The 21,488-nt window shown below is 44.9% G+C and carries 31 protein-coding genes; 20 read left to right on the top strand and 11 right to left on the bottom strand.

Features of this window, described 5'->3' with window-relative positions; genetic code table 11:
- The first annotated feature begins 420 nt into the window (after positions 1 to 420).
- Positions 421 to 1,701, top strand: coding sequence for a class I SAM-dependent methyltransferase (locus JGK11_RS25325; protein WP_293213307.1), 1,281 nt, complete (start codon positions 421 to 423; stop codon positions 1,699 to 1,701).
- Positions 1,702 to 1,811: 110 nt separating this feature from the next.
- Here JGK11_RS25325 and JGK11_RS25320 read toward each other — a convergent pair whose 3' ends face one another.
- On the bottom strand, positions 1,812 to 1,973 hold the full coding sequence (locus tag JGK11_RS25320; protein WP_293190977.1) for a hypothetical protein: 162 nt from the start codon (positions 1,971 to 1,973) through the stop codon (positions 1,812 to 1,814).
- A gap of 478 nt (positions 1,974 to 2,451) precedes the next feature.
- Between JGK11_RS25320 and JGK11_RS25315 the strand changes: the two genes are divergently transcribed.
- Positions 2,452 to 3,267 (top strand): class I SAM-dependent methyltransferase, encoded by an 816-nt coding sequence (locus tag JGK11_RS25315; protein ID WP_293213305.1) that lies wholly within the window; start codon positions 2,452 to 2,454, stop codon positions 3,265 to 3,267.
- 178 nt (positions 3,268 to 3,445) lie between these two features.
- On the opposite strand, the gene JGK11_RS25310 is transcribed toward JGK11_RS25315, so the two are convergent.
- The gene (locus tag JGK11_RS25310; protein ID WP_293180419.1) at positions 3,446 to 3,913 is read right to left on the bottom strand and encodes a hypothetical protein; all 468 of its coding nucleotides are present in this window, start codon (positions 3,911 to 3,913) and stop codon (positions 3,446 to 3,448) included.
- Positions 3,906 to 4,130, bottom strand: a complete 225-nt coding sequence (locus tag JGK11_RS25305; RefSeq protein WP_293180416.1) for a hypothetical protein — start codon at positions 4,128 to 4,130, stop codon at positions 3,906 to 3,908. The genes JGK11_RS25310 and JGK11_RS25305 overlap by 8 nt, the downstream gene beginning before the upstream one ends.
- Positions 4,131 to 4,250: 120 nt before the next feature.
- Between JGK11_RS25305 and JGK11_RS25300 the strand changes: the two genes are divergently transcribed.
- Together JGK11_RS25300 and JGK11_RS25295 are read left to right on the top strand one after the other, a co-directional pair.
- Positions 4,251 to 4,553, top strand: a complete 303-nt coding sequence (locus tag JGK11_RS25300) for a helix-turn-helix domain-containing protein (protein WP_293180413.1) — start codon at positions 4,251 to 4,253, stop codon at positions 4,551 to 4,553.
- Positions 4,554 to 4,626: 73 nt separating this feature from the next.
- Positions 4,627 to 5,217: a Uma2 family endonuclease gene (locus JGK11_RS25295; RefSeq protein WP_293213303.1), complete on the top strand. Its 591-nt coding sequence runs from the start codon at positions 4,627 to 4,629 to the stop codon at positions 5,215 to 5,217.
- A gap of 32 nt (positions 5,218 to 5,249) precedes the next feature.
- Here the strand turns inward: JGK11_RS25295 and JGK11_RS25290 are convergent, their stop codons facing one another.
- The 3 genes from JGK11_RS25290 to moaA form a co-directional block, all read right to left on the bottom strand.
- The gene (locus JGK11_RS25290; RefSeq protein ID WP_242717105.1) at positions 5,250 to 5,546 is read right to left on the bottom strand and encodes an XRE family transcriptional regulator; all 297 of its coding nucleotides are present in this window, start codon (positions 5,544 to 5,546) and stop codon (positions 5,250 to 5,252) included.
- On the bottom strand, positions 5,543 to 5,893 hold the full coding sequence (locus JGK11_RS25285) for a type II toxin-antitoxin system RelE/ParE family toxin (RefSeq protein WP_293190979.1): 351 nt from the start codon (positions 5,891 to 5,893) through the stop codon (positions 5,543 to 5,545). Before JGK11_RS25285 ends, JGK11_RS25290 begins: the two co-directional genes overlap by 4 nt.
- Before the next feature lie 88 nt (positions 5,894 to 5,981).
- The gene (moaA, locus tag JGK11_RS25280) at positions 5,982 to 6,971 is read right to left on the bottom strand and encodes a GTP 3',8-cyclase MoaA (protein ID WP_293213301.1); all 990 of its coding nucleotides are present in this window, start codon (positions 6,969 to 6,971) and stop codon (positions 5,982 to 5,984) included.
- Positions 6,972 to 7,263: 292 nt separating this feature from the next.
- Here moaA and JGK11_RS25275 point away from each other — a divergent pair, with 292 nt between their 5' ends.
- Positions 7,264 to 7,716, top strand: coding sequence for a nitrate reductase associated protein (locus JGK11_RS25275; RefSeq protein WP_293213299.1), 453 nt, complete (start codon positions 7,264 to 7,266; stop codon positions 7,714 to 7,716).
- Positions 7,717 to 7,801: 85 nt separating this feature from the next.
- Here the strand turns inward: JGK11_RS25275 and JGK11_RS25270 are convergent, their stop codons facing one another.
- Positions 7,802 to 8,884, bottom strand: coding sequence for a trypsin-like serine protease (locus JGK11_RS25270; RefSeq protein ID WP_293213297.1), 1,083 nt, complete (start codon positions 8,882 to 8,884; stop codon positions 7,802 to 7,804).
- Positions 8,885 to 9,510: 626 nt separating this feature from the next.
- Between JGK11_RS25270 and JGK11_RS25265 the strand changes: the two genes are divergently transcribed.
- The 10 genes from JGK11_RS25265 (at position 9,511) to JGK11_RS25220 (ending at position 17,100) form a co-directional block, all read left to right on the top strand.
- Positions 9,511 to 9,882, top strand: coding sequence for an ATP synthase subunit I (locus tag JGK11_RS25265; protein WP_293180536.1), 372 nt, complete (start codon positions 9,511 to 9,513; stop codon positions 9,880 to 9,882).
- A gap of 27 nt (positions 9,883 to 9,909) precedes the next feature.
- Complete coding sequence (gene atpB / locus JGK11_RS25260) at positions 9,910 to 10,665, top strand: F0F1 ATP synthase subunit A (protein ID WP_293154916.1); 756 nt, start codon at positions 9,910 to 9,912, stop codon at positions 10,663 to 10,665.
- Positions 10,666 to 10,791: 126 nt separating this feature from the next.
- Positions 10,792 to 11,037 (top strand): ATP synthase F0 subunit C, encoded by a 246-nt coding sequence (gene atpE / locus JGK11_RS25255; protein WP_193972048.1) that lies wholly within the window; start codon positions 10,792 to 10,794, stop codon positions 11,035 to 11,037.
- A 27-nt stretch (positions 11,038 to 11,064) separates the two neighbouring features.
- Positions 11,065 to 11,532 (top strand): F0F1 ATP synthase subunit B', encoded by a 468-nt coding sequence (locus JGK11_RS25250; protein ID WP_293180392.1) that lies wholly within the window; start codon positions 11,065 to 11,067, stop codon positions 11,530 to 11,532.
- An 87-nt stretch (positions 11,533 to 11,619) separates the two neighbouring features.
- Complete coding sequence (locus JGK11_RS25245) at positions 11,620 to 12,147, top strand: F0F1 ATP synthase subunit B (RefSeq protein ID WP_293180389.1); 528 nt, start codon at positions 11,620 to 11,622, stop codon at positions 12,145 to 12,147.
- A gap of 3 nt (positions 12,148 to 12,150) precedes the next feature.
- Positions 12,151 to 12,696, top strand: coding sequence for an ATP synthase F1 subunit delta (gene atpH / locus JGK11_RS25240; protein WP_293180386.1), 546 nt, complete (start codon positions 12,151 to 12,153; stop codon positions 12,694 to 12,696).
- A gap of 313 nt (positions 12,697 to 13,009) precedes the next feature.
- Positions 13,010 to 14,527 carry a F0F1 ATP synthase subunit alpha gene (gene atpA / locus JGK11_RS25235; RefSeq protein ID WP_293180383.1) on the top strand — a complete coding sequence of 506 codons (1,518 nt, stop codon included), beginning with the start codon at positions 13,010 to 13,012 and terminating at the stop codon, positions 14,525 to 14,527.
- Positions 14,528 to 14,830: 303 nt separating this feature from the next.
- Positions 14,831 to 15,781 carry a F0F1 ATP synthase subunit gamma gene (locus tag JGK11_RS25230; protein ID WP_293180380.1) on the top strand — a complete coding sequence of 317 codons (951 nt, stop codon included), beginning with the start codon at positions 14,831 to 14,833 and terminating at the stop codon, positions 15,779 to 15,781.
- Positions 15,782 to 16,073: 292 nt separating this feature from the next.
- Positions 16,074 to 16,487 (top strand): hypothetical protein, encoded by a 414-nt coding sequence (locus JGK11_RS25225; protein WP_293213295.1) that lies wholly within the window; start codon positions 16,074 to 16,076, stop codon positions 16,485 to 16,487.
- A 166-nt stretch (positions 16,488 to 16,653) separates the two neighbouring features.
- Positions 16,654 to 17,100 (top strand): hypothetical protein, encoded by a 447-nt coding sequence (locus tag JGK11_RS25220; RefSeq protein WP_293213293.1) that lies wholly within the window; start codon positions 16,654 to 16,656, stop codon positions 17,098 to 17,100.
- 32 nt (positions 17,101 to 17,132) lie between these two features.
- Here the strand turns inward: JGK11_RS25220 and JGK11_RS25215 are convergent, their stop codons facing one another.
- Positions 17,133 to 17,684, bottom strand: coding sequence for a Uma2 family endonuclease (locus JGK11_RS25215; protein ID WP_293197050.1), 552 nt, complete (start codon positions 17,682 to 17,684; stop codon positions 17,133 to 17,135).
- A gap of 268 nt (positions 17,685 to 17,952) precedes the next feature.
- On the opposite strand from JGK11_RS25215, the gene JGK11_RS25210 reads away from it, so the two are divergent.
- From JGK11_RS25210 to JGK11_RS25200, 3 genes are all read left to right on the top strand, one after another.
- On the top strand, positions 17,953 to 18,138 hold the full coding sequence (locus tag JGK11_RS25210) for a hypothetical protein (protein ID WP_293197044.1): 186 nt from the start codon (positions 17,953 to 17,955) through the stop codon (positions 18,136 to 18,138).
- Positions 18,139 to 18,213: 75 nt separating this feature from the next.
- Entirely contained in the window at positions 18,214 to 18,417 is a 204-nt protein-coding gene (locus JGK11_RS25205) for a hypothetical protein (protein WP_293180368.1), read from the top strand.
- Between the two features lie 16 nt (positions 18,418 to 18,433).
- The gene (locus JGK11_RS25200; RefSeq protein WP_293197045.1) at positions 18,434 to 18,808 is read left to right on the top strand and encodes a hypothetical protein; all 375 of its coding nucleotides are present in this window, start codon (positions 18,434 to 18,436) and stop codon (positions 18,806 to 18,808) included.
- Positions 18,809 to 18,872: 64 nt separating this feature from the next.
- Here JGK11_RS25200 and JGK11_RS25195 read toward each other — a convergent pair whose 3' ends face one another.
- From JGK11_RS25195 to JGK11_RS25185, 3 genes are read right to left on the bottom strand one after another with little or no spacing between them, the layout of a single operon-like run.
- Complete coding sequence (locus tag JGK11_RS25195) at positions 18,873 to 19,085, bottom strand: helix-turn-helix transcriptional regulator (RefSeq protein ID WP_106149042.1); 213 nt, start codon at positions 19,083 to 19,085, stop codon at positions 18,873 to 18,875.
- A gap of 56 nt (positions 19,086 to 19,141) precedes the next feature.
- Entirely contained in the window at positions 19,142 to 19,354 is a 213-nt protein-coding gene (locus JGK11_RS25190; protein WP_293154889.1) for a helix-turn-helix transcriptional regulator, read from the bottom strand.
- Between the two features lie 58 nt (positions 19,355 to 19,412).
- Complete coding sequence (locus JGK11_RS25185; RefSeq protein ID WP_106149040.1) at positions 19,413 to 19,625, bottom strand: helix-turn-helix transcriptional regulator; 213 nt, start codon at positions 19,623 to 19,625, stop codon at positions 19,413 to 19,415.
- Positions 19,626 to 19,782: 157 nt separating this feature from the next.
- Between JGK11_RS25185 and JGK11_RS25180 the strand changes: the two genes are divergently transcribed.
- Both JGK11_RS25180 and JGK11_RS25175 read left to right on the top strand, forming a co-directional pair.
- Complete coding sequence (locus tag JGK11_RS25180; RefSeq protein ID WP_293213291.1) at positions 19,783 to 20,226, top strand: hypothetical protein; 444 nt, start codon at positions 19,783 to 19,785, stop codon at positions 20,224 to 20,226.
- Positions 20,227 to 20,766: 540 nt separating this feature from the next.
- Positions 20,767 to 21,462: a phospholipase D-like domain-containing protein gene (locus JGK11_RS25175; protein ID WP_293213289.1), complete on the top strand. Its 696-nt coding sequence runs from the start codon at positions 20,767 to 20,769 to the stop codon at positions 21,460 to 21,462.
- The last annotated feature ends 26 nt before the right edge of the window (positions 21,463 to 21,488 follow it).

The following is a 21,488-nucleotide window of genomic DNA, read 5'->3' as shown; positions in this document are numbered from 1 at the left end:
GGAAAGCACTCGTAGGTGTCGTGACCTTACTAACGTAGCCTAGTTAAAGACTTAGACTGGCTATCTCGTCCACTTTTGTCCAGTGTTTAGCGGATAGCAGCAAGTGCCCTCAATTCAGGAAAAAGAAAATCCAAAATTTTCTTCTGCCTTTTTCTGGGCTTTTTACTTTCTGCCGAAAGACGCCGCTGCCTTACCCGAAAGCTCAGCATTGGGTGATTGACAGTCCTCGTTTGTTAAAAAGCCTGCCGAGATTTATTGTATAGATTTAAGAGAGCTTATATGAGAAAAAATGATAAGTTTTATTACGCGGAAGCTGTCAGTAGGCAGTTGTCAGTAGGCAGTTGTCAGTAGGCAGTTGTCAGCCGTCAGTCCAATCCCATCCCGAAGCCCAACTCAACACTTAAAACTCTTCCCTAATCTATGGAAACTTCACCCGATATCAGTGCTGCGGTTCGTCGGCTTTACGATACTTTCCCTTTTCCGCCCGATCCTTTGTCCGACGAACCGCCCCCGGGCTACAACTGGCGCTGGAGTTGGCCTGATGCTTACAATTTTTGCACCGGTCAAAAGCCCCAAAAACTCGATATCCGAATTTTAGATGCTGGCTGTGGCACGGGTTCGAGTACGGATTATCTGATTCACCTTAACCCAGAAGCGTCGGTAACGGCGATCGACCTTAGTTCCGGTGCTTTGAAGGTAGCACAAGAACGTTGTAGGCGATCCTCTTCGAGGGCTTCGCTAACGGGCGCGCGAGAAGCAGATTTTCGGCACCTCAGCCTGTACGATGCCGATCGACTCGAAGGCGAGTTCGATTTGATCAATTGCGTGGGCGTGTTGCATCATTTGCCCGATCCGATTCGTGGCATTCAAGCACTGGCGGCGAAGTTGGCTCCTGGTGGATTGATGCACATTTTTGTGTATGCTGAATTGGGCCGTTGGGAAATTCAATTGATGCAAAGGGCGATCGCACTTCTCCAAGGAACTCAAAAAGGCGACTATCCCGATGGTGTGAAAGTCGGTCGTGAAATCTTTGCTTCCTTACCAGAAACCAACCGCCTTGTCAAGTACGAAAAACAGCGTTGGGCGGGAGAAAATCAGCGAGACGAATGTTTTGCAGATATGTACGTTCACCCGCAGGAAGTTGACTACAACATCGACACATTATTCGAGTTAATTGACGCTTCTGGATTGGAATTTATCGGTTTTTCAAATCCGGGATATTGGCAATTAGAAAGACTTTTGGGTAAAGCACCGGAGTTGATGGAAAGAGCTCAGGGTTTGACGGAACGGGAGCTTTATCGATTAATTGAATTGTTGGATACGGAAATCACTCATTACGAGTTTTTCTTGGGCAAAAAGCCTGTTAATAAGATTGATTGGTCGGACGATAAGGCACTTTTGGCGGCAATTCCAGAGTTGAGTGGTTGTATGCACGGTTGGCCGAGTCAACAAGTGTTTGATTGCAACTACCAATTGGTCAATTTGTCAAGTGCTGAATTTGAGTTTTTGCAAGGTTGTTTACCCCCCCCAGCCCCCCCTTGCCAAGGGGGGGAGAAAGAGGGAAGCCCTTACCAAGGGGGGGAGAAAGAGGGAAGCCCGTCTGGCAAAAGCATAGGGGAGATTTTGGCGGATGTGGAGATGGGATTGGATGAAGTGCGATCGATCTTATCAAAACAGCTTATTTTGCTAACACCGAATTAATAGCGCTTTTTAATTATTTGAACGAACCGCGAAGACGCGAAGAGCGCGAAGCAAGAACTGCATCTTCTTCTTTCTCTTCCTTCGTGTCCTTCGTGTCTTCGCGGTTCATTTCATCTTACTCCATTAAAGAATCCAGTTAAGTCGTAGGGTGCGTCAGCTTGGATAATTTCCGCTAAAAATTGACAATTTCCGAACTGACACACCGTTAAGTCGTAGGGTGCGTCAGCTTGGATAATTTCCGCTAAAAATCGACAATTTCCGAACTGACGCACCTCACTAATTTCAGTTATTAACTTCAGGTAATATCCAAGATAAAATAGTACAATTTCTCAAATATATTGTCGTCCAAAAAATGTTATCGTTTTTAACGATTATGTGAGGTATGTCACTCAGAGATGGTCGCTATTTTCTTAGAAATTTTCGACGGCGACGCACCCTACAGCTACTAAGAAACGAAAATTAAATAACTTACACTCTTAAAAGTGGGATGGGCGGGACGCCCATCCCACAATAATTAAAATTGTAAGTTATTTAATTCTCATTCCTAAAATAAGTTATGCTAGAATTGGTTTACTAAGCTGTTCTGTATTTAAAATGTATGTCAAGAAATAATCAAAGTATTGTGGGACGTTGCTCTGAGCAGCGTCCCGAATATGCAATTTAAATGCGCGACAGCTTATCAGAATGTGACAACATATATTAAATCCTGAAAACAGAATCAAGTCTTGAAAATAAGGAGCAGTTTAATCAATGCTTAACAAACAAGAGACGATCGCCAAAATAGAAAATGTTTTTAATGCAGCATCCGATCGCTTTGACGCTCCAGCTTTATCTTTCTGGAATCGCTTTGGACAGCAAACAATCGATCGACTCTCGCTGCGTCCGGGCGATCGCATTTTGGATGTTTGTTGCGGAAGTGGCGCTTCTGCGATTCCAGCAGGCATATGTGCAGGCGCTAACGGACAAGTGTTGGGAATAGATTTGGCCGAATCACTTCTAGCACTGGCACGTCACAAGTCACAACAACAAGGGCTTGAAAATATTGAGTTTCGATATGGCGATTTTGAAAATCTAGGTTTCCCCAGGGCCAGTTTTGATGCAATTGTTTGTGTTTTCGGGATTTTCTTTGTTCCAGATATGCTAGCAGCAGTTCAAGAACTTTGGCGTATGCTTCGCCCAGGCGGGAAACTCGCAATTACCTCTTGGGGGGAAAAGGTATTTGAACCTGCCAATCAAATGTTTTGGAGTACAATTGAGGCTGAACGACCAGATTTATATCGGAAATTTACGCCGTGGGATCGGATTAATAATTCTGCTTCGCTGCAAGCACTACTAGAATCAGGTGGTGCAACAAACGTAAAAGTTTTTGAAGAAGTTGGCACTCACCAACTGACTTCTCCAGAGGATTGGTGGACAATAGTTTTAGGTGCAGGATTCCGGGGTACGATCGACCAACTCGATCCAGCTACCAGGGAACGCGTGCGACAAGTAAATCTGCAATTTCTGCGGACAAATGAAGTTTCTGCACTAGATGTAAATGTTTTGTATGCTGTAGCGCAGAAATAATGTATCTACTGTTAGTTAGCACCATCAGGTGCGTAGCGATCGCCCGACATACCGAATCGCCAATCCCAAATTGAAAATCAATCATCGCCCTTCAGTTAGATTGGTTGGTGGAAGGGCGAGATTCCTTGACTGAAATTGGTCAATCAAAGAGTGAGCGATCGCTCTTCTATTTACCTAACTATACTTCAGCAGGTTGCCGATCTTTTTGAGATTCTAACCAAGTTTCGTAGGCTACCCTGTCTCCACCGAAACTATCTATCGACACCTCGCGATCGGGCATTGGTTTGAGCTGTGAGCCGATCGGATTGTAGCGACAATAGCAGATAACTACCATGCCGAATTCGCTCGAACTACCTTCAGTGCCGAATTCGCTCGAACTACCTTCAGTATCAGAGGTGTAGGTTTCCACTCTCGCAACTTCCCAATCTCCGGTTTTGTAATGGGTACTCCAACCGTGGAAATTTGGTTCGTGTTCGGCTTCAACCCTGACAAACTCAGTTGGCCTGTATCCTGGTTGCGGGATCGGGCGATCGGACGAATCAAAGTATTCAGCAAGAATGCGAGTCAGAGAATGAGTGTGAGATAGCATTCTATCTTCCCATCCCGGTTGCCGCCCTTCGGCTCTAAAAACAATGTATTTACGCATCGTCGTCATCTTCCTGTTCGTGAAACGGCTGAGGAAATTCTGTCTTACCCTCGAACACGCAATCGGCCCTCAAGGTGTCACCCTGAAGTTTTTCTATCCTCTTGAGTGTCCATCCATATTTAGCCTCCATTTCGTAGCAGCATTCATCATCGGCGGCTGCGTGACGGGAAATATCCTCATCTGGGTCATAACGCAACCAAGTTGGTTTTTTTGGCATTATTGATATTACTCCGAGTGTTGAGTTGACAACATTGGGGGAATCGCTTTGGTGTAGTGATTCGAGCACTGCGCCAAGGCGTACCCGATATGATAGAGTTATTTCGGAGAATACGTCAATATGACGCGCCAATATTTGACGAAAAAAGATACAAGACCACAAGAGAGCGCATCGCCGATCGAGGCTTTGAGAATTGAGCGAACAAAGCTATCTCAGGCTGAATTTGCCGTGCATTGCGGGATTCCGCTGCGTACTTACCAGCGTTGGATTTCGGGTGAAACGGAAGCAAAACCAACACCCCGTCAGTGGAAACTGATGATGCGCCTATTGCAGATTCAATCTTTTGATGAGGTTCCTGATGATTTTGGCCCGATTAATTTGACAGGAAATGAAGATACGGAAAATAGCTCAATTTTACCTTGAGTTAGAATCGAATAATGTCACAATTATACTTAAGCATGGCCTTAAAAACTTTAGCAATCCTGGAAGGCAAAAGATGATACAAGTCCACCAGTCAAAACTTACCTTTGAAGAATACCTCGCCTACGAGGACGACACCGACAACCGCTATGAACTAATTAACGGAGACTTAGTAACATTGCCGCCAGAATCCGAACCCAACAACGCCATTGTCAGCTATCTGTTTTTAGTGCTTGTTAATACTGGCATCCCTTGGCGGTGTATCAAACTTCACCTGTGCGAAATCCAAGTTCCGATCCTGCGGGAGGGCGACGCAGCTAACCGCTACCCCGACTTAGTGGTTTTGCGCCCCGAACACATCTTGCTGACAGCAACCAGGCTAACCATCACCGAAACTATGCCACCTCCTCAGTTGGTTGTCGAGGTTGTTAGTCCAGGTAGAGTTGGGCGCGATCGCGATTACATTAGTAAACGAGCTCAATATGCAGCGCGGGGTATCCCTGAATATTGGATTGTTGACCCTCAAGAGGAGATAGTAGCGGTACTACGACTAGAATCAGGTGAGTATGTCGAAGTTGGGATTTTTCAAGGGGAACAAGCGCTGATATCGCCGACTTTTCCGCAGTTGAACTTGACGGCTGGACAAGTTTTGGGAGGAGAGTTTTAGTTGTAGAATGCGCCAAATTGCATAATTTTCACCTAAGCTACCTTGGGGCAAATTTCGACTTTGACAGTCATACCTACTTTATTGAGCATTGCAATCAGACTGTCAACGGAAAACTGCCCTATTTTACCTTGAGTTAGAGCTTTGATTCGATCGTTGGACTGTTGGAGATGTTGAGCCGTTTGATCGAGAGTCCAACCGCGCTCTTTAATCTGATGAGTCAGGGCGAGAATTAGTTGCGATCGGATTAGTAAGTTATCAGCTTCTTCAGATGAGAATCCGAGGTCTAGAAAGATATTATCGACTGCTTGGGTAATAGTATTTTCGCTCATTGTTCCGGTTCTCTTGAGTTTAAACGATTTTGTAACAACTCTTGGTAGCGTTTCTGCCCAACTTCGATATTTTTCTGGGCTGTTTTCTGAGTTTTCTTTTGGAAGGCGTGGAGTACATAAATAGCTTCTTCAAATCTAGCAATATAGAAAACCCGATAGGCATTTTCTGTCCGAATCCGAATTTCTTCAACGCCTTTACCTACGATCGACATCGGTTTAAAGTCTGGTGGTTGTATGCCCTGCTGGAGAGTCCAAAGTGAAAAACCGGCTTCTTTTCGGGCCTCTTCAGGAAGAGATTGGATTTCTTCGCGGGCAGGGCCAACCCACCGAATCGGCTTGATGGTCATCGAGTTTGTTGAGAATCGAATACTGTGACAATTATACTCAAGTATTGCCTTAAGTATTTTATTTCTTCAGCGCTCTATGTCGCTTAGTTCACCCGCCGATTTGAGACATTGTGCGGCTGTAATTTCCTTGAGTAGTTCCCGAATCTCGCTGTTTGAAATTAATCTCCGGTTTAATCTCCAATATCTGCTGCACTCGATCGCGCAATTCGCCCGTAGACACCCCATTCCGCAGAGCCGTTTTCAAGTCAATTTGCCCCGTTTCGTTCAGCAGACAAGGCCGCAGCCACCCGTCAGCCGACAAACGCATCCGATTGCACCGATCGCAAAAACACTCAGACATCTGACTAATAAACCCCAAAGTACCCTTCGCCCCCGGAATTTGAAACACATCCGCCGGCCCATTTCCCCGCACTCCCGACTCGGCTAAACCATATTTATCGCTAATTTGTTGCCGCAATTCTGCCGATGCTACCCAACCTTTATCGCCAAATAAATCGCCATTCCCGATCGGCATAAACTCAATAAATCGAACGTGCCAATTCCGGTTAATTGTTAATTCTGCCAACTCCAATATTTCGCCGTCGTTAACACCGGGAATCACCACCACATTCAATTTCAGCGGATCGAATCCTGCTTCATAAGCCGCTTGAATTCCCTGCCAAACTTGCATCCAGCGCGATCGCCCGCGACTACCAATTATCTTATCAAAAGTCTCCGGTTCCAGGGAATCCAAACTAATATTAATCCGGCGCAAACCAGCATTGTAGAGATTTTGGGCCATTCCCGCCAGCAAAAAGCCGTTAGTTGTCATTGACAAATCTCGCGTTTCCGGCATCGAAGCGATCGCCCCAACCAACTCCACCACCCCAGGGCGCAGCAGCGGTTCCCCACCAGTCAACCGAAACTTAGTAAATCCCACAGGTATGAAAACTTCCCGCAGCAAAGTTAGCAATTCCGAGTGAGTTAGCAACTGCTGCTGCAACACATAGTCCAACTCGCTACCTTCCGGCATACAATAGAGACAGCGGAAATTGCAGCGGTCTATCAAACTAATCCGAAGGTAGTCTACGGGATTCATGTCAATATTATGTAATATTATTTAATTATAAATGCGGACTCGATTTTCTGCAATTATTGATAGAAAGCAAAAGGGTGCATCTCAATTTGGGAAGGGCGAAGCATTCCGGTAGTCAATCTCTGGCGATAGCTAATAAATCGTCTGCCGGAATGCTTCGCCCCTACGAAGATATTTGCAAAAATGAGATGCACCTAAGCAAAAAACCTGCATAGATTTCTCTCTCTTCTCTTACTCTGCGCTCTCTGCGCCCTCTGCGGTTAATAAAAAAAATCTAGTTTGTAAATCTATATCTATGACATTCTTTAAATTTGAAGCCGATTTTGTAGAAGCCCTGCGCTGCATCCCAATGCAAGTGCGCCTCAAATTAGATACTTGCGGCATCAAACTCAAGTTGCAAGATTGGAATCATTTTACTCAAGCAGAACGCCAAACACTTGTAGAGCTTCCTTGTTTGACAAGTCCAGAAATTCTCCAATATCGAGAACAGCTAAACCAAGTATTAATCAAACATACTGGGAAATCTGGAACTGATTTGGCTATCGACCAAAATCCCCCGTGGATGGATGCTGCAACCATACCAGAATCCGTCACAGCAAAAGCGCAAGAGCTCGGATTGACTGTTACCGATGCCCAGTGGAGCGGTTTGCAGCCGCTACAGCGGTTTGCTTTAATCAAACTTAGTCGATCGAGCCACGAGAATAAAAACTTTCTCCCCGCTGTTCGAGAATTTCACCTCGTTGCATGAGAAGCCGGAATTATTGAATAAGTCCGGCTTCTAGCAGGTTCTAGCCGCGGATTTTACGTTTAACTGCGTCCACCTACTCCTAGCTTCAAGCTTGTTTTTGAGCTAACTTTTGGCGGCGGCGGGCTAAAATAAAACCCCCCAAGGAAAGCAATCCGCCGACTACTGTTGTCGGTTCCGGTACTGCTTCGGAGTTGTCCCAAGTATCCTGTACTATTTCCAGTGGTTGCGACAAGTCACCGATAATCTCTGATTCATCAAGTAACACCTCGGCGAGAGTAGTTGGGCCAAAGGTCGAGCTAGTTCTGGGTAAGCTATTGAGCACTCCTGTTCCAGCTAATCCGCTGATGGCATTCCGAATCCAGTTGTATTGCGACGAGACGCGAGTAGTAGCAGAAATATCGCCGTAGTCAGCCAACCTCTGGTTGTTCTGGCTGGTAATAAAAGAGTTGACACCGGCCAGGAGTCCGCCGATGAACAGTGCTCCACCGCTATCGCCCCGGGCTAATTGGTATTCTAGGTTGAGAGGGCGAGTCAATGGCTGTGAGGGATCGACCGATCGAGGATCGTCGAAGTCCGACACGAGTATCCCGTTGGAATAACCCAATCGACTTCCCAGCCCGATCGTATTCTGACCAGCTCGTTTTGTGCCGAAGCTTGTGGTATTTGCGCCACTTAAACCATTGCCTGTATTCCCGAACCCGACATAGCTGCCAACTTGCAAATCTTCGTTAGTACCGGAGTACAGGGTGGCGGGATTAATGTTCGAGATTGAACTGCTGAGCCGATACAAGCCTATGTCAGCGCCTGCACTCGCGTTCCGGTTGCTACTGGCCCATCCTCCGTTCTGAAGTCCCAAATTGATTGAATAGCTGCGCCCGCCAATTGAAAAACCTGCACCAGCAAGACTTTGTTGACCGTTTTCAAAACAGTGCGCTGCGGTTAGTACCCAGTTGGCACTGATCAGGGTTCCCGAACAAAGGGTGAACGTGTTGTTAGCAAATCTCATGTCGAGGCGGCCGACGCTGGCAAATTGGTTTTGGTTGGCGAAGTTTATGTACTGGGCGTCGGATCGATCGTGCCGAATCGTACCGGCGATCGCGCTGCCACTGAAACCTGCTGCTGCCACAAAGGCTGTTAGCGTTGATGTAATTAGGTTTTGAGTTTTCACAGTAAGCACCGAGATCGATGTTAAATTTGTTGTTCTATTGACCTATCTGGTGCAAAACTCGATTTTTATGCAAAATGTTGGGCTTTGTTACAAATCTTTATATTCGCCAAAAAGCTCCCGTTTTTTTATACTAAGTAAGAAAGATTTTGTGCGCTTCAGGCGATATAAAGTGTGAGTTGGTGCGATCGGGCGGTGGGAGATGTAGAATTATGTCGATCGACCAAAAAGATTTCCGAGTCGCTCGACAACGACAACATGATAAATATTCAGAGAATCTCCGGCTGTCTGCATAAAACCCTTCTAGCTTCTGGTTTCGGAAAGGTTCGGCACGCTTACCTGGGTTCGGTAACTCAGCCAGACTTTTCTCAGAAACCAATCAAAAAATTCATTTTTTTTTAAGTTATGTTACCTGCGCGTGGTATTATTCGATCTGAAGTGTACGAGCTGTAGCTTTTGTCACACTTGTCGCTACAAGACGGTTTCAACCGAATTAATTGTAGTGGGAGTCAACTAACACCGACTGCTTTAAAAGTCAAGTAACCTTGTCAGATCAATCTCGCGCATCCATCGCTGAAACGGGGGACATCTCTCAGACAGGTTCGTCCGAACCGGAGTCCACCGACACTATGCAAGATTTCTACAAACTTCAACAACAGTTGTTTGTGGTCACTCTCGCTTTCACGGGAATAATTTTTATCTCGGTGTGGATTTTTTATTCACTCAACATTGCCCTAAATTATATGCTTGGGGCGATCGCCGGTGTGGTTTACTTGAGAATGTTGGCTAAAGACGTTGAACGCATCGGCCCGCAAAAAACGAGTCTGAGCAAAAATAGGTTAGCTGTATTTATTGGGTTGATTGTAGTATCAACTCAGTTGAAAGAGCTACAGATTTTGCCCATATTTTTGGGATTTCTGACGTATAAGGGCGCGATCGTCTTTTATATGCTGCAAAGCCTGTTTGTTACCGACCCTGCCAATGGGTCAGGCAGTCGGTGAACCCTCCACTGTGTGAACTTCTTGTGAATGGAAATGCTAAATGTCTTAAATGCCTTTAATGCTTTTCCCCTCGCTGAGTTGGAAGTAGGAAAGCATTTCTACTGGCACATAGGCAGTCTCAAAGTTCACGGACAGGTATTTATTACCTCCTGGATTGTGATTGCTCTCCTCCTGATAGCTTCCCTCGCGGCAACTCGCAATGTGCAGAGAATTCCGAGCGGAATGCAAAATTTCATGGAGTACGCCTTAGAATTCGTTCGAGACTTGGCTAGAAATCAACTCGGCGAGAAAGAGTACCGTCCTTGGCTGCCATTTATTGGCACATTGTTCCTGTTTATTTTTGTATCGAATTGGTCGGGCGCTTTAGTTCCTTGGAAGCTAATTAAGTTGCCAGCGGGCGAACTAGCTGCTCCGACTAATGACATCAACACGACGGTAGCACTCGCATTGCTGACTTCTTTGGCATATTTTTATGCAGGTTTCAGTAAGCGGGGTTTGGGTTACTTTAGTAAGTACATCGAACCGACCCCAATTTTGTTACCGATCGCGATTTTAGAAGATTTCACCAAACCTCTTTCCCTGAGCTTCCGTTTATTTGGTAACATCTTAGCGGATGAATTAGTGGTGGCGGTGTTGGTGTTATTAGTTCCCCTGTTCGTACCTTTGCCCGTAATGATGTTGGGTCTGTTTACCAGTGCGATTCAAGCTTTGGTATTTGCCACCTTGGCAGGAGCTTACATTCACGAAGCATTGGAAGGACACGGCGACGAACATCACGATTAACTCTCTAAAATTGGGTAAAGGCGAATAGCGAACAGTCAAAAGCCAGCGGTCTAATGACTAATGACTAATGACCAATTACCCAACATCTCTCTTGAACTCTGTACACAAAGATTAAGGAAATTTATCATGAATCCGACAATTGCTGCTGCTTCTGTTATCGCCGCCGGTCTAGCTATTGGTTTAGGCGCGATTGGACCTGGTATCGGTCAAGGTAATGCCGCAGGTCAAGCAGTAGAAGGTATTGCGCGTCAGCCGGAAGCAGAAGGCAAAATTCGCGGCACTCTCCTGCTGAGCTTAGCATTCATGGAATCCTTGACCATCTACGGTCTCGTTATTGCATTGGTGCTGCTGTTTGCTAATCCCTTCGCTTAATATTGAAGGATTGCAAAAAAGGGGCGGATGTCTTTCCGCCCCAAAAACAAGGAGGAACTAAAAGTGTTTGATTTTGATGCAACTTTGCCATTTATGGCATTGCAGTTCCTAGTTTTGACGGTAGTCCTCAATGCGGTTTTCTATAAGCCCATGACTAAGGTTCTGGACGATCGGGACGAATACATTCGTACCACTCAAGTGTCAGCTCAGGAACGCTTGGCAAAAGCCCAGAAATTAGCGCAGGAATACGACCAAAAACTGGGAGAAACTCGCAAACAGTCTCAGGCAGTAATTGCTACGGCTCAAGCGGATGCCAAAAAAATCGCGTCGGCAAAAGTAGCTGAGGCTCAAAAAGAAGCTCAAGTTTCGCGAGAAAAGGCAGGCCAAGAAATTGAGCAGCAAAAACAAGAGGCAATGCGCTCGCTAGAACTAGAGGTAGATACTCTGAGCCGACAAATTCTTGAAAAGCTATTGGGCACAGCACTGGCCAAATAGCTCGATCGAACAGTTTTAGATTTTGGGTGAATTCTCAAATCTTAAATCGGTTCATCCAACCTGCACGCGCAATTATGGAAGAGAATCATGGGGACTGTTTTATTGCTAGCCACAGAAGCTAGCACAGAAGGTGGTTTCGGTTTAAATTTCGATATTTTAGAAACCAACCTGATTAACCTGAGCATTGTTATTGGATTGCTGTTTTACTTCGGGCGCGGCTTCTTAGGAAATATCCTAGGCGAAAGACGCTCCGCCATTGAAGAGGCGATTAAAGATGCAGAAACTCGCCAAAAAGATGCAGCGGCAGCTTTAGCAGAACAACAGCAAAAATTGACTCAGGCTCAAGCAGAAGCGGAACGAATTCGCTCCGCTGCTGAAGCAAATGCGATCGTAGCAAAAGAAGCAATTCTAGCTCAAGCGGCGCAGGAAGTTGAACGCATGAAAGCAACAGCAGGTCAAGAGTTGGAAGCGGAGCGGGAAAGAGCGATCGCCCAACTGAGATCGACGGTTGTATCTTTGGCATTAGCAAAAGTGGAAGGTGAGTTGAAAACTCGCTTGGACGACAACGCCCAAAACCACTTAATCGATCGCAGCATTGCGTTACTGGGAGGCTAAAAAGTGAGTATCGTTAGCACAGCAGTCTTACAGCCTTACTCATCTGCCTTGATGTCACTGGCTCAGTCCAGCAATCTCTCAGAAAAGTTCGGCGAAGACATTCGTTCTTTGCTTAGCCTGCTAGAAGGTTCGGAAGAATTACGTCAATTTTTAGCCAATCCGCTGATCAAAGCGGATACTAAAAAAGCTGTAATTAAGCAAATAGCGGGTGAAGAAATGAGCCCCTTGATGCACAACTTTCTGAAGCTTTTAGTAGACAAAGGAAGAATTCTTTTTTTAGAAGGGATTGGCCAACAATACTTGGCAAAGCTCCGAGAACTAAACCAAACAGTATTGGCTGAAGTTACATCGGCAGTCCCACTTTCAGACGCTCAACAGCAGACTGTTCGCGAGAAAGTGCAGGCGATGACCAGCGCTCGTAGCGTAGAAATTGAAACAAAAATAGACGCAGATTTAATCGGCGGTGTGGTAATTAAAGTAGGCTCTCAAGTAATTGATGCTAGCCTGCGGGGACAATTGCGCCGTCTCGGAATTCGCTTGAGTTCCTGATTTAAGGAAGAAGGAAGAAGGAAGAAGGAAGAAAGAATAAGGGAAGAATTAAACAGGAGGCAGAAATCAATGAATTTCTGTTTTTGAGTTGTTAGTCCCAAATACTTACTGCCAAATCTCAATTCTTTCTTGCCAAAAACATCCACCCGCCCAAAAATGGGTACAAGCACTAGACTTAAAGTCGTGGAAAGATCAAAATTTTAGACTAAGAGTTCAAACTCCCAGATTCAATGCTGCGAGTAAATCTAAAATCTAAAATCTAAAATCTAAAATCGACTGACCGACAACTGACAACTGACAAATAATAACTGACATGGCAGCAATCAGACCTGACGAAATTAGCAGCATTATTCGCCAGCAAATTGAACAGTACGACCAAGATGTAAAAGTCTCTAACGTCGGTACTGTTTTGCAAGTAGGCGACGGCATTGCCCGGATTTATGGCTTGGATAAAGCTATGTCCGGCGAATTGCTAGAATTTGCCGACGGCACTGTGGGTATTGCACTGAACCTCGAACAAGATAACGTCGGTGCAGTGTTGATGGGCCAAGGCCTAGGCATTCAAGAAGGTTCGGCAGTTACTGCTACTGGCAGAATTGCTGAAGTCCCCGTTGGTGAAGCAATGTTGGGCCGCGTAGTTGATGCTTTGGCCCGTCCAATCGACGGTAAAGGCGAAATCAAAACTACTGAGTCTCGCTTGATTGAATCTCCGGCACCTGGTATCGTTTCTCGCCGTTCTGTTTACGAACCGATGCAAACAGGGATTACCGCTATTGATGCGATGATTCCTGTGGGAAGAGGACAGCGGGAATTGATTATTGGAGACCGCCAAACAGGTAAAACTGCGATCGCGATCGACACAATCATCAACCAAAAATCGGAAGATGTAATTTGCGTGTATGTGGCGATCGGTCAAAAAGCTTCTACCGTAGCTAACATCGTCAACGTCCTGCAAGAAAAGGGCGCGATGGCCTACACAATCGTCGTAGCAGCCAACGCTAGCGACCCCGCAACCCTGCAATATTTGGCACCTTACACAGGCGCCAGCTTAGCTGAGTATTTCATGTACAAAGGCAAGCACACTTTGGTCATTTATGATGACCTTTCCAAGCAAGCACAGGCCTACCGCCAAATGTCCTTGTTGCTACGCCGTCCTCCCGGTCGCGAAGCATATCCTGGAGACGTTTTCTATCTGCACTCTCGCTTGCTAGAACGCGCTGCTAAATTGAGCGACGAATTGGGCGAAGGCAGCATGACAGCTTTGCCAATCATTGAAACCCAAGCAGGCGACGTTTCTGCTTACATTCCAACCAACGTAATTTCGATTACCGACGGTCAAATCTTCCTTTCTTCTGACTTGTTCAACTCTGGTTTGCGTCCAGCAGTAAACCCCGGTATTTCGGTATCGCGGGTAGGTTCTGCGGCTCAAACTAAGGCAATGAAAAAAGTAGCCGGTAAGGTGAAATTGGAATTGGCGCAGTTTGAAGAACTGGCAGCATTTTCTCAGTTTGCTTCTGACTTGGATAAGGCTACTCAAAATCAATTGGCCCGCGGTCAACGCTTGCGGGAACTGTTGAAACAGGCGCAAAGTTCTCCTCTGCCGATGAACGAACAAGTTGCTGTAATCTATGCCGGTATTAACGGCTACATGGATGACATCGATGTAGACAAAGTAACCAAGTTTACTCTTGGTTTGCGCGACTATTTGCGGACTAGCAAGCCGAAGTACGGCGAAATCGTTCAAGGCGGTAAGGCTTTGACTGATGAAGCTGAGAAGCTGCTGAAAGAAGGCATCACAGAATACAAGCAAACTTTCTTGGTTTCTGCGTAATTAGTCCTGCCGTCATCAGTGATTAGTCATTAGTTAAGTCGCAGATCCCCCTTAGGCGTGTTTTAAACCCGGAGATCCCCCCTAGCCCCCCTTAATAAGGGGGGGACAAGATCGTTCAAAGTCCCCCTTCTTAAGGGGGATTTAGGGGGATCGAGACTTTGAAAAAAAACGAGAGAGACAGGTGGTTTCGGTCTTAAGTTGACTCCAATGCGTAATGCCGTGTCTCTACCGTAGCTAAACTTAAAAACTGATGGCTGGGAACTAAGAACTCAGAAATAAAAGCTAAGGAAAAAGGAGAAAGTTATGGCAAATCTGAAAACTATTCGCGATCGCATTAAGTCGGTCAAGAACACTAAAAAGATTACAGAAGCAATGCGCTTGGTGGCTGCTGCTAAGGTGCGCCGCGCTCAAGAACAGGTGACTGCTACTCGTCCTTTTGCCGATCGCTTGGCAGAAGTATTGTACGGTTTGGCAGAACGCTTGAAGTTTGAAAGCCAGGATTTACCGCTGCTGAAAAAACGCGAAGTCAGAACAGTGGGAATTTTGGTTGTTTCGGGCGATCGGGGTTTGTGCGGTGGCTACAACGGTAACATCATTAGATACGCCGAAAATCGCGCTAAGGAAATCAAAGCTGAAGGCTTAAACTACAAATTCGTGTTAGTAGGACGCAAAGCTACTCAGTATTTCCAACGTCGCGAACAGCCGATCGATGCTACTTACACTAACTTAGAACAAATCCCAACAGCACCGGAAGCAGCGCTAATTGCTGACGAATTGCTGTCTTTGTTCCTGTCGGGAACTGTGGACAGAGTTGAGCTAATTTACACCAAGTTTGTGTCACTAATTAGTTCGCGTCCAGTAATTCAAACCTTGTTACCCCTCGATCCTCAAGGTTTGGAAACTCCAGATGATGAAATCTTCCGCTTGACATCGCAAGGCGGACAGTTTCAAGTATCGCGGGAGAAAGTTGGTACACCTATGAAGAGTTTGCCACGCGACATGATTTTCGAGCAAGATCCGGCGCAAATTCTGGAGGCACTTTTGCCTTTGTATTTGAACAACCAATTGCTGCGGGCTTTGCAAGAATCTGCTGCTAGCGAGTTGGCTGCACGGATGACGGCGATGAATAATGCTAGTGAGAATGCTAGCGATTTGATCCGTAGTTTGACGTTGACTTATAACAAGGCGCGGCAAGCGGCAATTACCCAGGAAATTCTGGAAGTTTCCGGCGGTGCTGAAGCCTTAAACGGTTAAGTTAGGGTTGACAATTTGTAGATTTTATGGTATGCGTCTGGGGGAACTCAGGCGCTATTTTTTTAGTAAATATAGGAACAAATTGGACGATCGGGACTTACACAGCCTCTATAATATAATGCTTTATAATTAAAGTAGGGTGCGTCGCTGTGACTATTTTGGCTATTGACAACGATTCAATAGCGACGCACCGGGATAATCTCCCGGAAGTCACGACGACGATCGCGAGCGGGGACAGCACTGCACTGGTAAAAATTATGATTCCGATGCCAGCTTCCACAATATTACTCAGATGAGTTTCGCACAGCTAGATGAATATTTAAATCAAGAATTTTCGCCGGATAATTGGTCAGATCATGCTGTTATATATGCTATTGAACAAGTGCAAAAACTGACACCTGCTGATTGGGAACAACTGAAATCGTGTTGGTGTAATCGTTCCCAAGAATGGCAATTGCGCTGTGCCGAAATTATTTCCGATGCTGACTCTCAACAAGCAATTCCGTTGTTGCTAGAAATGCTTGAGACACCGGATGATGAGCTTACTCTCACGGCGGCAGATTCTTTAAGATCGATTGATGCAGCCAAAGAAAATTTAGATCTGAGTCTTGATGTTTTAAAACGCTTGCAAACTCTTTCTCAAAACAGTCCGATCGCTCAAATTATTGTTAATGAACTGCTAAAAAAATTGCCAGTCAGATTGTGAATGCAAATATAAACTGCTAGTTCATGCCGATCGCCTATTTGATTATGACTCAATTTCCCCCGAAAATATTGATCGCCTCCTCGAACAAAATCCTGAATCCGTACTGGCTTGGGTCAAAAATACATTTTCGGCTCAAACCACCGCACCGCAAGACTTTAACTGGCTGTTGTTAGCTGATGTTTCCTCTGCGAAGGCTCGAAAAGGTGAAAATAATGCGGGTTTATTCGATCGCACTTGGGCAGAAGTAGCAACTACAATTTACGATCGACTAGCGGAAGTGGCGGAACAGAAAAAACCGGGTAGTGGGGAGTCTGTGAAGATTTCTTCAATGATGTTGCGGGCTGGGGCGATCGCAAAATACGGAATAGTTCCCAACGATTCAGTTCTGGATGTAAACTTAATTCTACAGTGGTTTTGGGATAACATCAAAGATTCGCGGGAAGATGTGGAACAAAAGGCTGCTAATTGGAAAACGCTTCCTATTGAAGAAATTCGAGAGTTAAGACAGCTTAAAACTCGGTTAAAAGTTATCGCAGCACTCGCGAATAGCGATAAATATGTTTTGGATGAGGAACTCAAAGCTTGGCTTTCGTTACCAGAGAAACTGCCGTAACGAAACCTTATTATAGGATATTTGGCAATAACTTATCTGTTCATTAGTTGAGAAACATGGATGGTAAGATCGGGAAAAGCCAGGGGTTCAATGGTTCCAGATTGAAAAGTATTTCGCTGCTGGTAAAAATCGCCTTCCGGGAAGCGGAATACGATTAATAGTCGATCGCGCAAGTTAACAACCCAATATTCTGGAATGCCTGCTGCTGCGTAAATCTTGCTTTTTTCCTCTAAGTCTTTAGTCAAACTAGAATCAGAATATTCAATTAGCCAAAAAATATTCTCTGGATAGGGGTGATGCTGTAGGTAGACATCGTTTAGGAGTTGGACAACGGCAATATCTGGTTCTGGTTCCGAGTTATTTGGCAGAGTAATTGGTCTGGCTTCGCGGATTTGTGCTCTGGTGGATAATGCGACTCGCAATTGATTGGCAAAACGATCGCTAAAATAAGTATGCGCCGTTCCCTCCGGTACCATTTCGACTATTACTCCATTTAGTAATTCAACTTGGCGATCGTCCAAAATACCTGTTTCGATCATCCGATGGTAGTGGTCTATTGTCCATTTTGCGGTACTTAATGTCATTGCGATCGCTCCTGGCTTCTCGCTCACTATGATTGACTTTGCCTGAATTAATCTATTTTAGGCGATCGATAGTTTGTACATGGCGCGCGCGATCCTCTGGCGCGCGCGAGATTCGCGCCGACACCAGAGCAACTCAGGTCGCTTGCACTATTGCATTAGTATGCAGTATAGCATATAGTTGCTTTAATGCGCTTGTATGCAAAACGCTGGTTTTTGGACAAACTTCATAAAATGTCAAAATATATATGTTGTGAAGCCTTGAGCCTGTATGGATGAAAACAAGACTGTGGCTATTAGAGTAGAAATGCCACCCGATCTGCGGAACCGATTTAAGTCAGCCGTCGCTAGGGAGGGTAAAAATATGAGGGATGTTTTGCTTGAATTTATGGAGGAATACGTCAATCAAGCTGAGCAACCCAAAATAACAGCCAGTCAAAACCCAAACAACACATAGCTGCTGCGTGCAGAAGTGGAGCGATCGCATACAGGGCAAAACATTGTAGTTTTTAAACTGTAAGGGAATTGTGAAGTGAGGAGCGATCGCCTACCGAACCCAAAACCAGAAAACGTCCACTATGTCACAAACCCCGAACTCTGTGAAAAGATGGGCGAAAAATACAACTGGCGGTTAAAAGAAATCCGAGTCAGCCGCAACAGCCCTCCTGATGTGGCCTGCGTGTTTGATGGAGAACAAACCTCGTTTCAGGATACATGGCAAGATTACCAAGATTAAAGCAAAGGGAGGAAAGATGGCAAAAAAAATCTGGATTGTCTATAAAGCCGAAACCATGAGTGCTCCCGGTTGGGAAGAACGCCAGCTTATGCCGAGGGGCGGTTTAACTGATATTCTGTGGGAAAACTGGAGTTGGGAAGAAAACCCAATTCTTCCCCAGCCTGGAGACAGAACCCGCGACTACGACAATCTCTCTGACTCCGGTAATGGAGTAACTCACGGGAAAGATGGAGATTGGATAGTTACTAGCGTTCACCAGTTTTCTTCCTTTGATACTGACTTGCGAATTGTGCTGTGCTACTGTTCTTTCCAACCGATTACTTCTGATTGGGAAGCCCTGCAACGAGGTGAGTCTGTGAATCAGATGTTGGCAACTGTCGAGCAATATTGAGTTGATTAAAGTCCGATCGCGTCTGGAGTAATTCAGACGCTTTGTTTGAATGTAAATATGCCTTTTATTCCTGCACAATTTCCACCAAATCTTCGATCATCACATCAAAGGTGCGGGCCAATTTGTGTATGGAAATGAAGTCAATAGTTGACACCCCCGGACAGCGGGCGTAGTGTCTGACGGTGCTGTAGATGACTCCCGATCGCTCTGAAACCTCTTTTAGTGTCCAACCTTTCTCAGCAGCGAATTCTCTGACTTTTAGTCTGACTAAACCCATACTTGACAAATGATGGTGTACCATCATAAGATATTTTTATTCCAAAAGGCGATCGGCTAATCTTGGACAATCTCATACAAATCTTCGACCATCACATCAAAAGTCCTCGCCAATTTGTCCAAGGCTGTCACATCAATTGTTGCTAATCCGGGCGATCGGGCATAGGTTCTGAGCGTACTGTAGACTACGCCCGATCGCTCTGAAACCTCTTTGATCGTCCAGCCTTTCTCAGCAGCAAATTCTTTAACCCGCAATCTAATTAAGCCCATAAGCTATTGAAACCTGACTAATATCAGTCACATAACTATACTACAAAAGGCGATCGACCTACTCTTTGACAACCTCAACCAAATCTTCCACCATCACGTCAAAAGTACGTGCCAACTTGAGCAGACAAGTAAAATCAACCATTGCCATTCCTGGAGAACGCGAATAGGTGCTGAGGGTGCTGTAGTTGACTCCCGATCGGTCAGAAACCTCTTTGATCGTCCAGCCTTTCTCACCAGCAAATTCTCTAACCCGCAATCTAATTAAACCCATTGACAGACCACTAGATTTAGTATATTATAATTATATCGTAAAAAGCGATCGCCCCAACGTCTGCAAAACTTAAAGACGATCGCCTATCAAAGTTCAAATCCCATCAAGTGGGATTTATCAACCATTTACAATTCCCATTAAGTGGGATGTATCAACTATGTTAGCAAGCTTTCGACCAAAATCAACCCCCAGACACAGATTGAGCCGGTTTGTTACCAAAGAGGCGATCGCGCGGCTGCTGAAAATCAAAATAGAACAAATATATCGCTTCGAGTGCTGGGCGCACATCCTCTACGTGCACGCCCAAGGGATGAGTCGTTTTGTGAGTTATGCGGACTTTCCGCCGGTGGTGGGAGTGGAATCGCCGTCTGGTTTAGATTTTGGTTATTGGAAGCGTCGGATGGCGAGTCTGAAGGAGAGATACGCGCCGGATTTTTGGGTGGATTTCTATGGGGATAAATTTCGGGAGGCGGTTTCTGTTGTTGAATTGTTGGAGTGGGGAGAGTTGGTTGGGGTGGTTAAATTGATGTTGGGGGCGATCGGGCTGGAGTCGCTGCGAAAGGTTTACGCACAGGAGAAATATCTGCTGGAACATTTCTAAAATATGACTAAAACACGGGTGATTAGAAACCGGGTTTTTTTACTAAAATACTGCACGCCCAGCCTTTAACTAAGTGAAAAACCCGGTTTCTTTGCTGTGCGTAACTCCCATAAACTCTAGTCCCTGCTGTAGGGGCGGTGCCCCCGTGCCCGCCCGAAAGATCAGGGCAACCACGGGGGGATTGCCCCTACAGGAATTACTCGCCACAAATATTCAAAAAATTGGTTCAAGCTCAACAGCAACAGTTATAATTTCTCAATGTGCTTCCCTCTCTATCCCTTGTTAAGCCCATGAGTAACCTTTCAAACATCCAACCAGCAGAGGGCGATCGCGGGAATTATCAGCTAAGTCGGCTCAGTCTGCGGCTATGCCTTTGATGGGGTTCCCGCCGTCGGAGTCGAAGTCGGCTTTGATTGAGTTGGCTGATTATGTTTTTAGTCAACTTTATTAGGTGCGATCGCGCAGTTTTAGGGAAGATAATCAAATTGTGGTTTACATCTTGCCTGAAAGTTTTATATCAATTAATTGGAAGTATTTACGATGAATTACCAGTTTTTGTGGAATTACGAAGAAAGCTTAGAAAAGAAAATCAACATTTTATTAGAGTCCAAACAATTTTATTGGAGTGAAATTTATATTTTTTCTGCTTTTTTTGATGAGGAGGGAGTAAAAAAAGTAAAACAAATTCTCTCAGATGATTCTTTAACAGAAGATGCGAAAGTTGTGATTGCCATCGGCAGCAAAAACTTTTTTAATGGCAGTGAAAATATTAAAAAAATATTAAATTTTATCGAATCACAAAAATCAAAACAACTTAAGACTAAAACTGTTCAGTTTATATGCCCTAAGAATAACTTTCATATCAAAGCCTATTGTTTTTTAGGTCGGAATCAGAACAAGATAAAAGCTGACATTCAGATAGGTGTTTCGATCATAGGGTCATCTAATCTAACCAAGCCAGGTCTTCAATCTCAGGGAGAATTATGTATTAGTATCCACAACTTCAACTTAACAAAAACATTAATTGCTCGTTTGTCTGAGATATATATTTATTCTAATGAATATGATTTATGGGAAAAAATAATTAACGAGTACAAGAACAATCAATATAATTCATGGGGAAAAAGAATTAAGGAATTTGAAGAAAAAATTAATAAATATAATAGACCTCTTGCAAAAAAAATCTATGCTATAATAAAAGATTTTCAATTTAATCCCCCTAGAGCTAACTCATAATTATAAATTGCTGATAACAAATTACA

It is taken from the genome of Microcoleus sp. PH2017_34_RAT_O_A (genome assembly GCF_020737885.1).
Taxonomy (GTDB): Bacteria; Cyanobacteriota; Cyanobacteriia; order Cyanobacteriales; family Microcoleaceae; genus Microcoleus.
The sequence above is the reverse complement of the archived record's forward strand: the minus strand, read 5'-3'. Positions and strand labels throughout refer to the sequence as shown.

Coding starts and splice junctions, on each gene's coding strand:
- JGK11_RS25325 (WP_293213307.1), top strand. CDS start 421: ATGGAAACTTCACCCGATATCAGTGCTGCGGTTCGTCGGCTTTACGAT.
- JGK11_RS25315 (WP_293213305.1), top strand. CDS start 2,452: ATGCTTAACAAACAAGAGACGATCGCCAAAATAGAAAATGTTTTTAAT.
- JGK11_RS25310 (WP_293180419.1), bottom strand. CDS start 3,913: ATGCGTAAATACATTGTTTTTAGAGCCGAAGGGCGGCAACCGGGATGG.
- JGK11_RS25305 (WP_293180416.1), bottom strand. CDS start 4,130: ATGCCAAAAAAACCAACTTGGTTGCGTTATGACCCAGATGAGGATATT.
- JGK11_RS25300 (WP_293180413.1), top strand. CDS start 4,251: ATGACGCGCCAATATTTGACGAAAAAAGATACAAGACCACAAGAGAGC.
- JGK11_RS25295 (WP_293213303.1), top strand. CDS start 4,627: ATGATACAAGTCCACCAGTCAAAACTTACCTTTGAAGAATACCTCGCC.
- JGK11_RS25290 (WP_242717105.1), bottom strand. CDS start 5,546: ATGAGCGAAAATACTATTACCCAAGCAGTCGATAATATCTTTCTAGAC.
- JGK11_RS25285 (WP_293190979.1), bottom strand. CDS start 5,893: ATGACCATCAAGCCGATTCGGTGGGTTGGCCCTGCCCGCGAAGAAATC.
- moaA (WP_293213301.1), bottom strand. CDS start 6,971: ATGAATCCCGTAGACTACCTTCGGATTAGTTTGATAGACCGCTGCAAT.
- JGK11_RS25275 (WP_293213299.1), top strand. CDS start 7,264: ATGACATTCTTTAAATTTGAAGCCGATTTTGTAGAAGCCCTGCGCTGC.
- JGK11_RS25265 (WP_293180536.1), top strand. CDS start 9,511: ATGCAAGATTTCTACAAACTTCAACAACAGTTGTTTGTGGTCACTCTC.
- atpB (WP_293154916.1), top strand. CDS start 9,910: ATGGAAATGCTAAATGTCTTAAATGCCTTTAATGCTTTTCCCCTCGCT.
- atpE (WP_193972048.1), top strand. CDS start 10,792: ATGAATCCGACAATTGCTGCTGCTTCTGTTATCGCCGCCGGTCTAGCT.
- JGK11_RS25250 (WP_293180392.1), top strand. CDS start 11,065: ATGTCTTTCCGCCCCAAAAACAAGGAGGAACTAAAAGTGTTTGATTTT.
- JGK11_RS25245 (WP_293180389.1), top strand. CDS start 11,620: ATGGGGACTGTTTTATTGCTAGCCACAGAAGCTAGCACAGAAGGTGGT.
- atpA (WP_293180383.1), top strand. CDS start 13,010: ATGGCAGCAATCAGACCTGACGAAATTAGCAGCATTATTCGCCAGCAA.
- JGK11_RS25230 (WP_293180380.1), top strand. CDS start 14,831: ATGGCAAATCTGAAAACTATTCGCGATCGCATTAAGTCGGTCAAGAAC.
- JGK11_RS25225 (WP_293213295.1), top strand. CDS start 16,074: ATGAGTTTCGCACAGCTAGATGAATATTTAAATCAAGAATTTTCGCCG.
- JGK11_RS25215 (WP_293197050.1), bottom strand. CDS start 17,684: ATGACATTAAGTACCGCAAAATGGACAATAGACCACTACCATCGGATG.
- JGK11_RS25210 (WP_293197044.1), top strand. CDS start 17,953: ATGGATGAAAACAAGACTGTGGCTATTAGAGTAGAAATGCCACCCGAT.
- JGK11_RS25200 (WP_293197045.1), top strand. CDS start 18,434: ATGGCAAAAAAAATCTGGATTGTCTATAAAGCCGAAACCATGAGTGCT.
- JGK11_RS25195 (WP_106149042.1), bottom strand. CDS start 19,085: ATGGGTTTAGTCAGACTAAAAGTCAGAGAATTCGCTGCTGAGAAAGGT.
- JGK11_RS25190 (WP_293154889.1), bottom strand. CDS start 19,354: ATGGGCTTAATTAGATTGCGGGTTAAAGAATTTGCTGCTGAGAAAGGC.
- JGK11_RS25185 (WP_106149040.1), bottom strand. CDS start 19,625: ATGGGTTTAATTAGATTGCGGGTTAGAGAATTTGCTGGTGAGAAAGGC.
- JGK11_RS25180 (WP_293213291.1), top strand. CDS start 19,783: ATGTTAGCAAGCTTTCGACCAAAATCAACCCCCAGACACAGATTGAGC.
- JGK11_RS25175 (WP_293213289.1), top strand. CDS start 20,767: ATGAATTACCAGTTTTTGTGGAATTACGAAGAAAGCTTAGAAAAGAAA.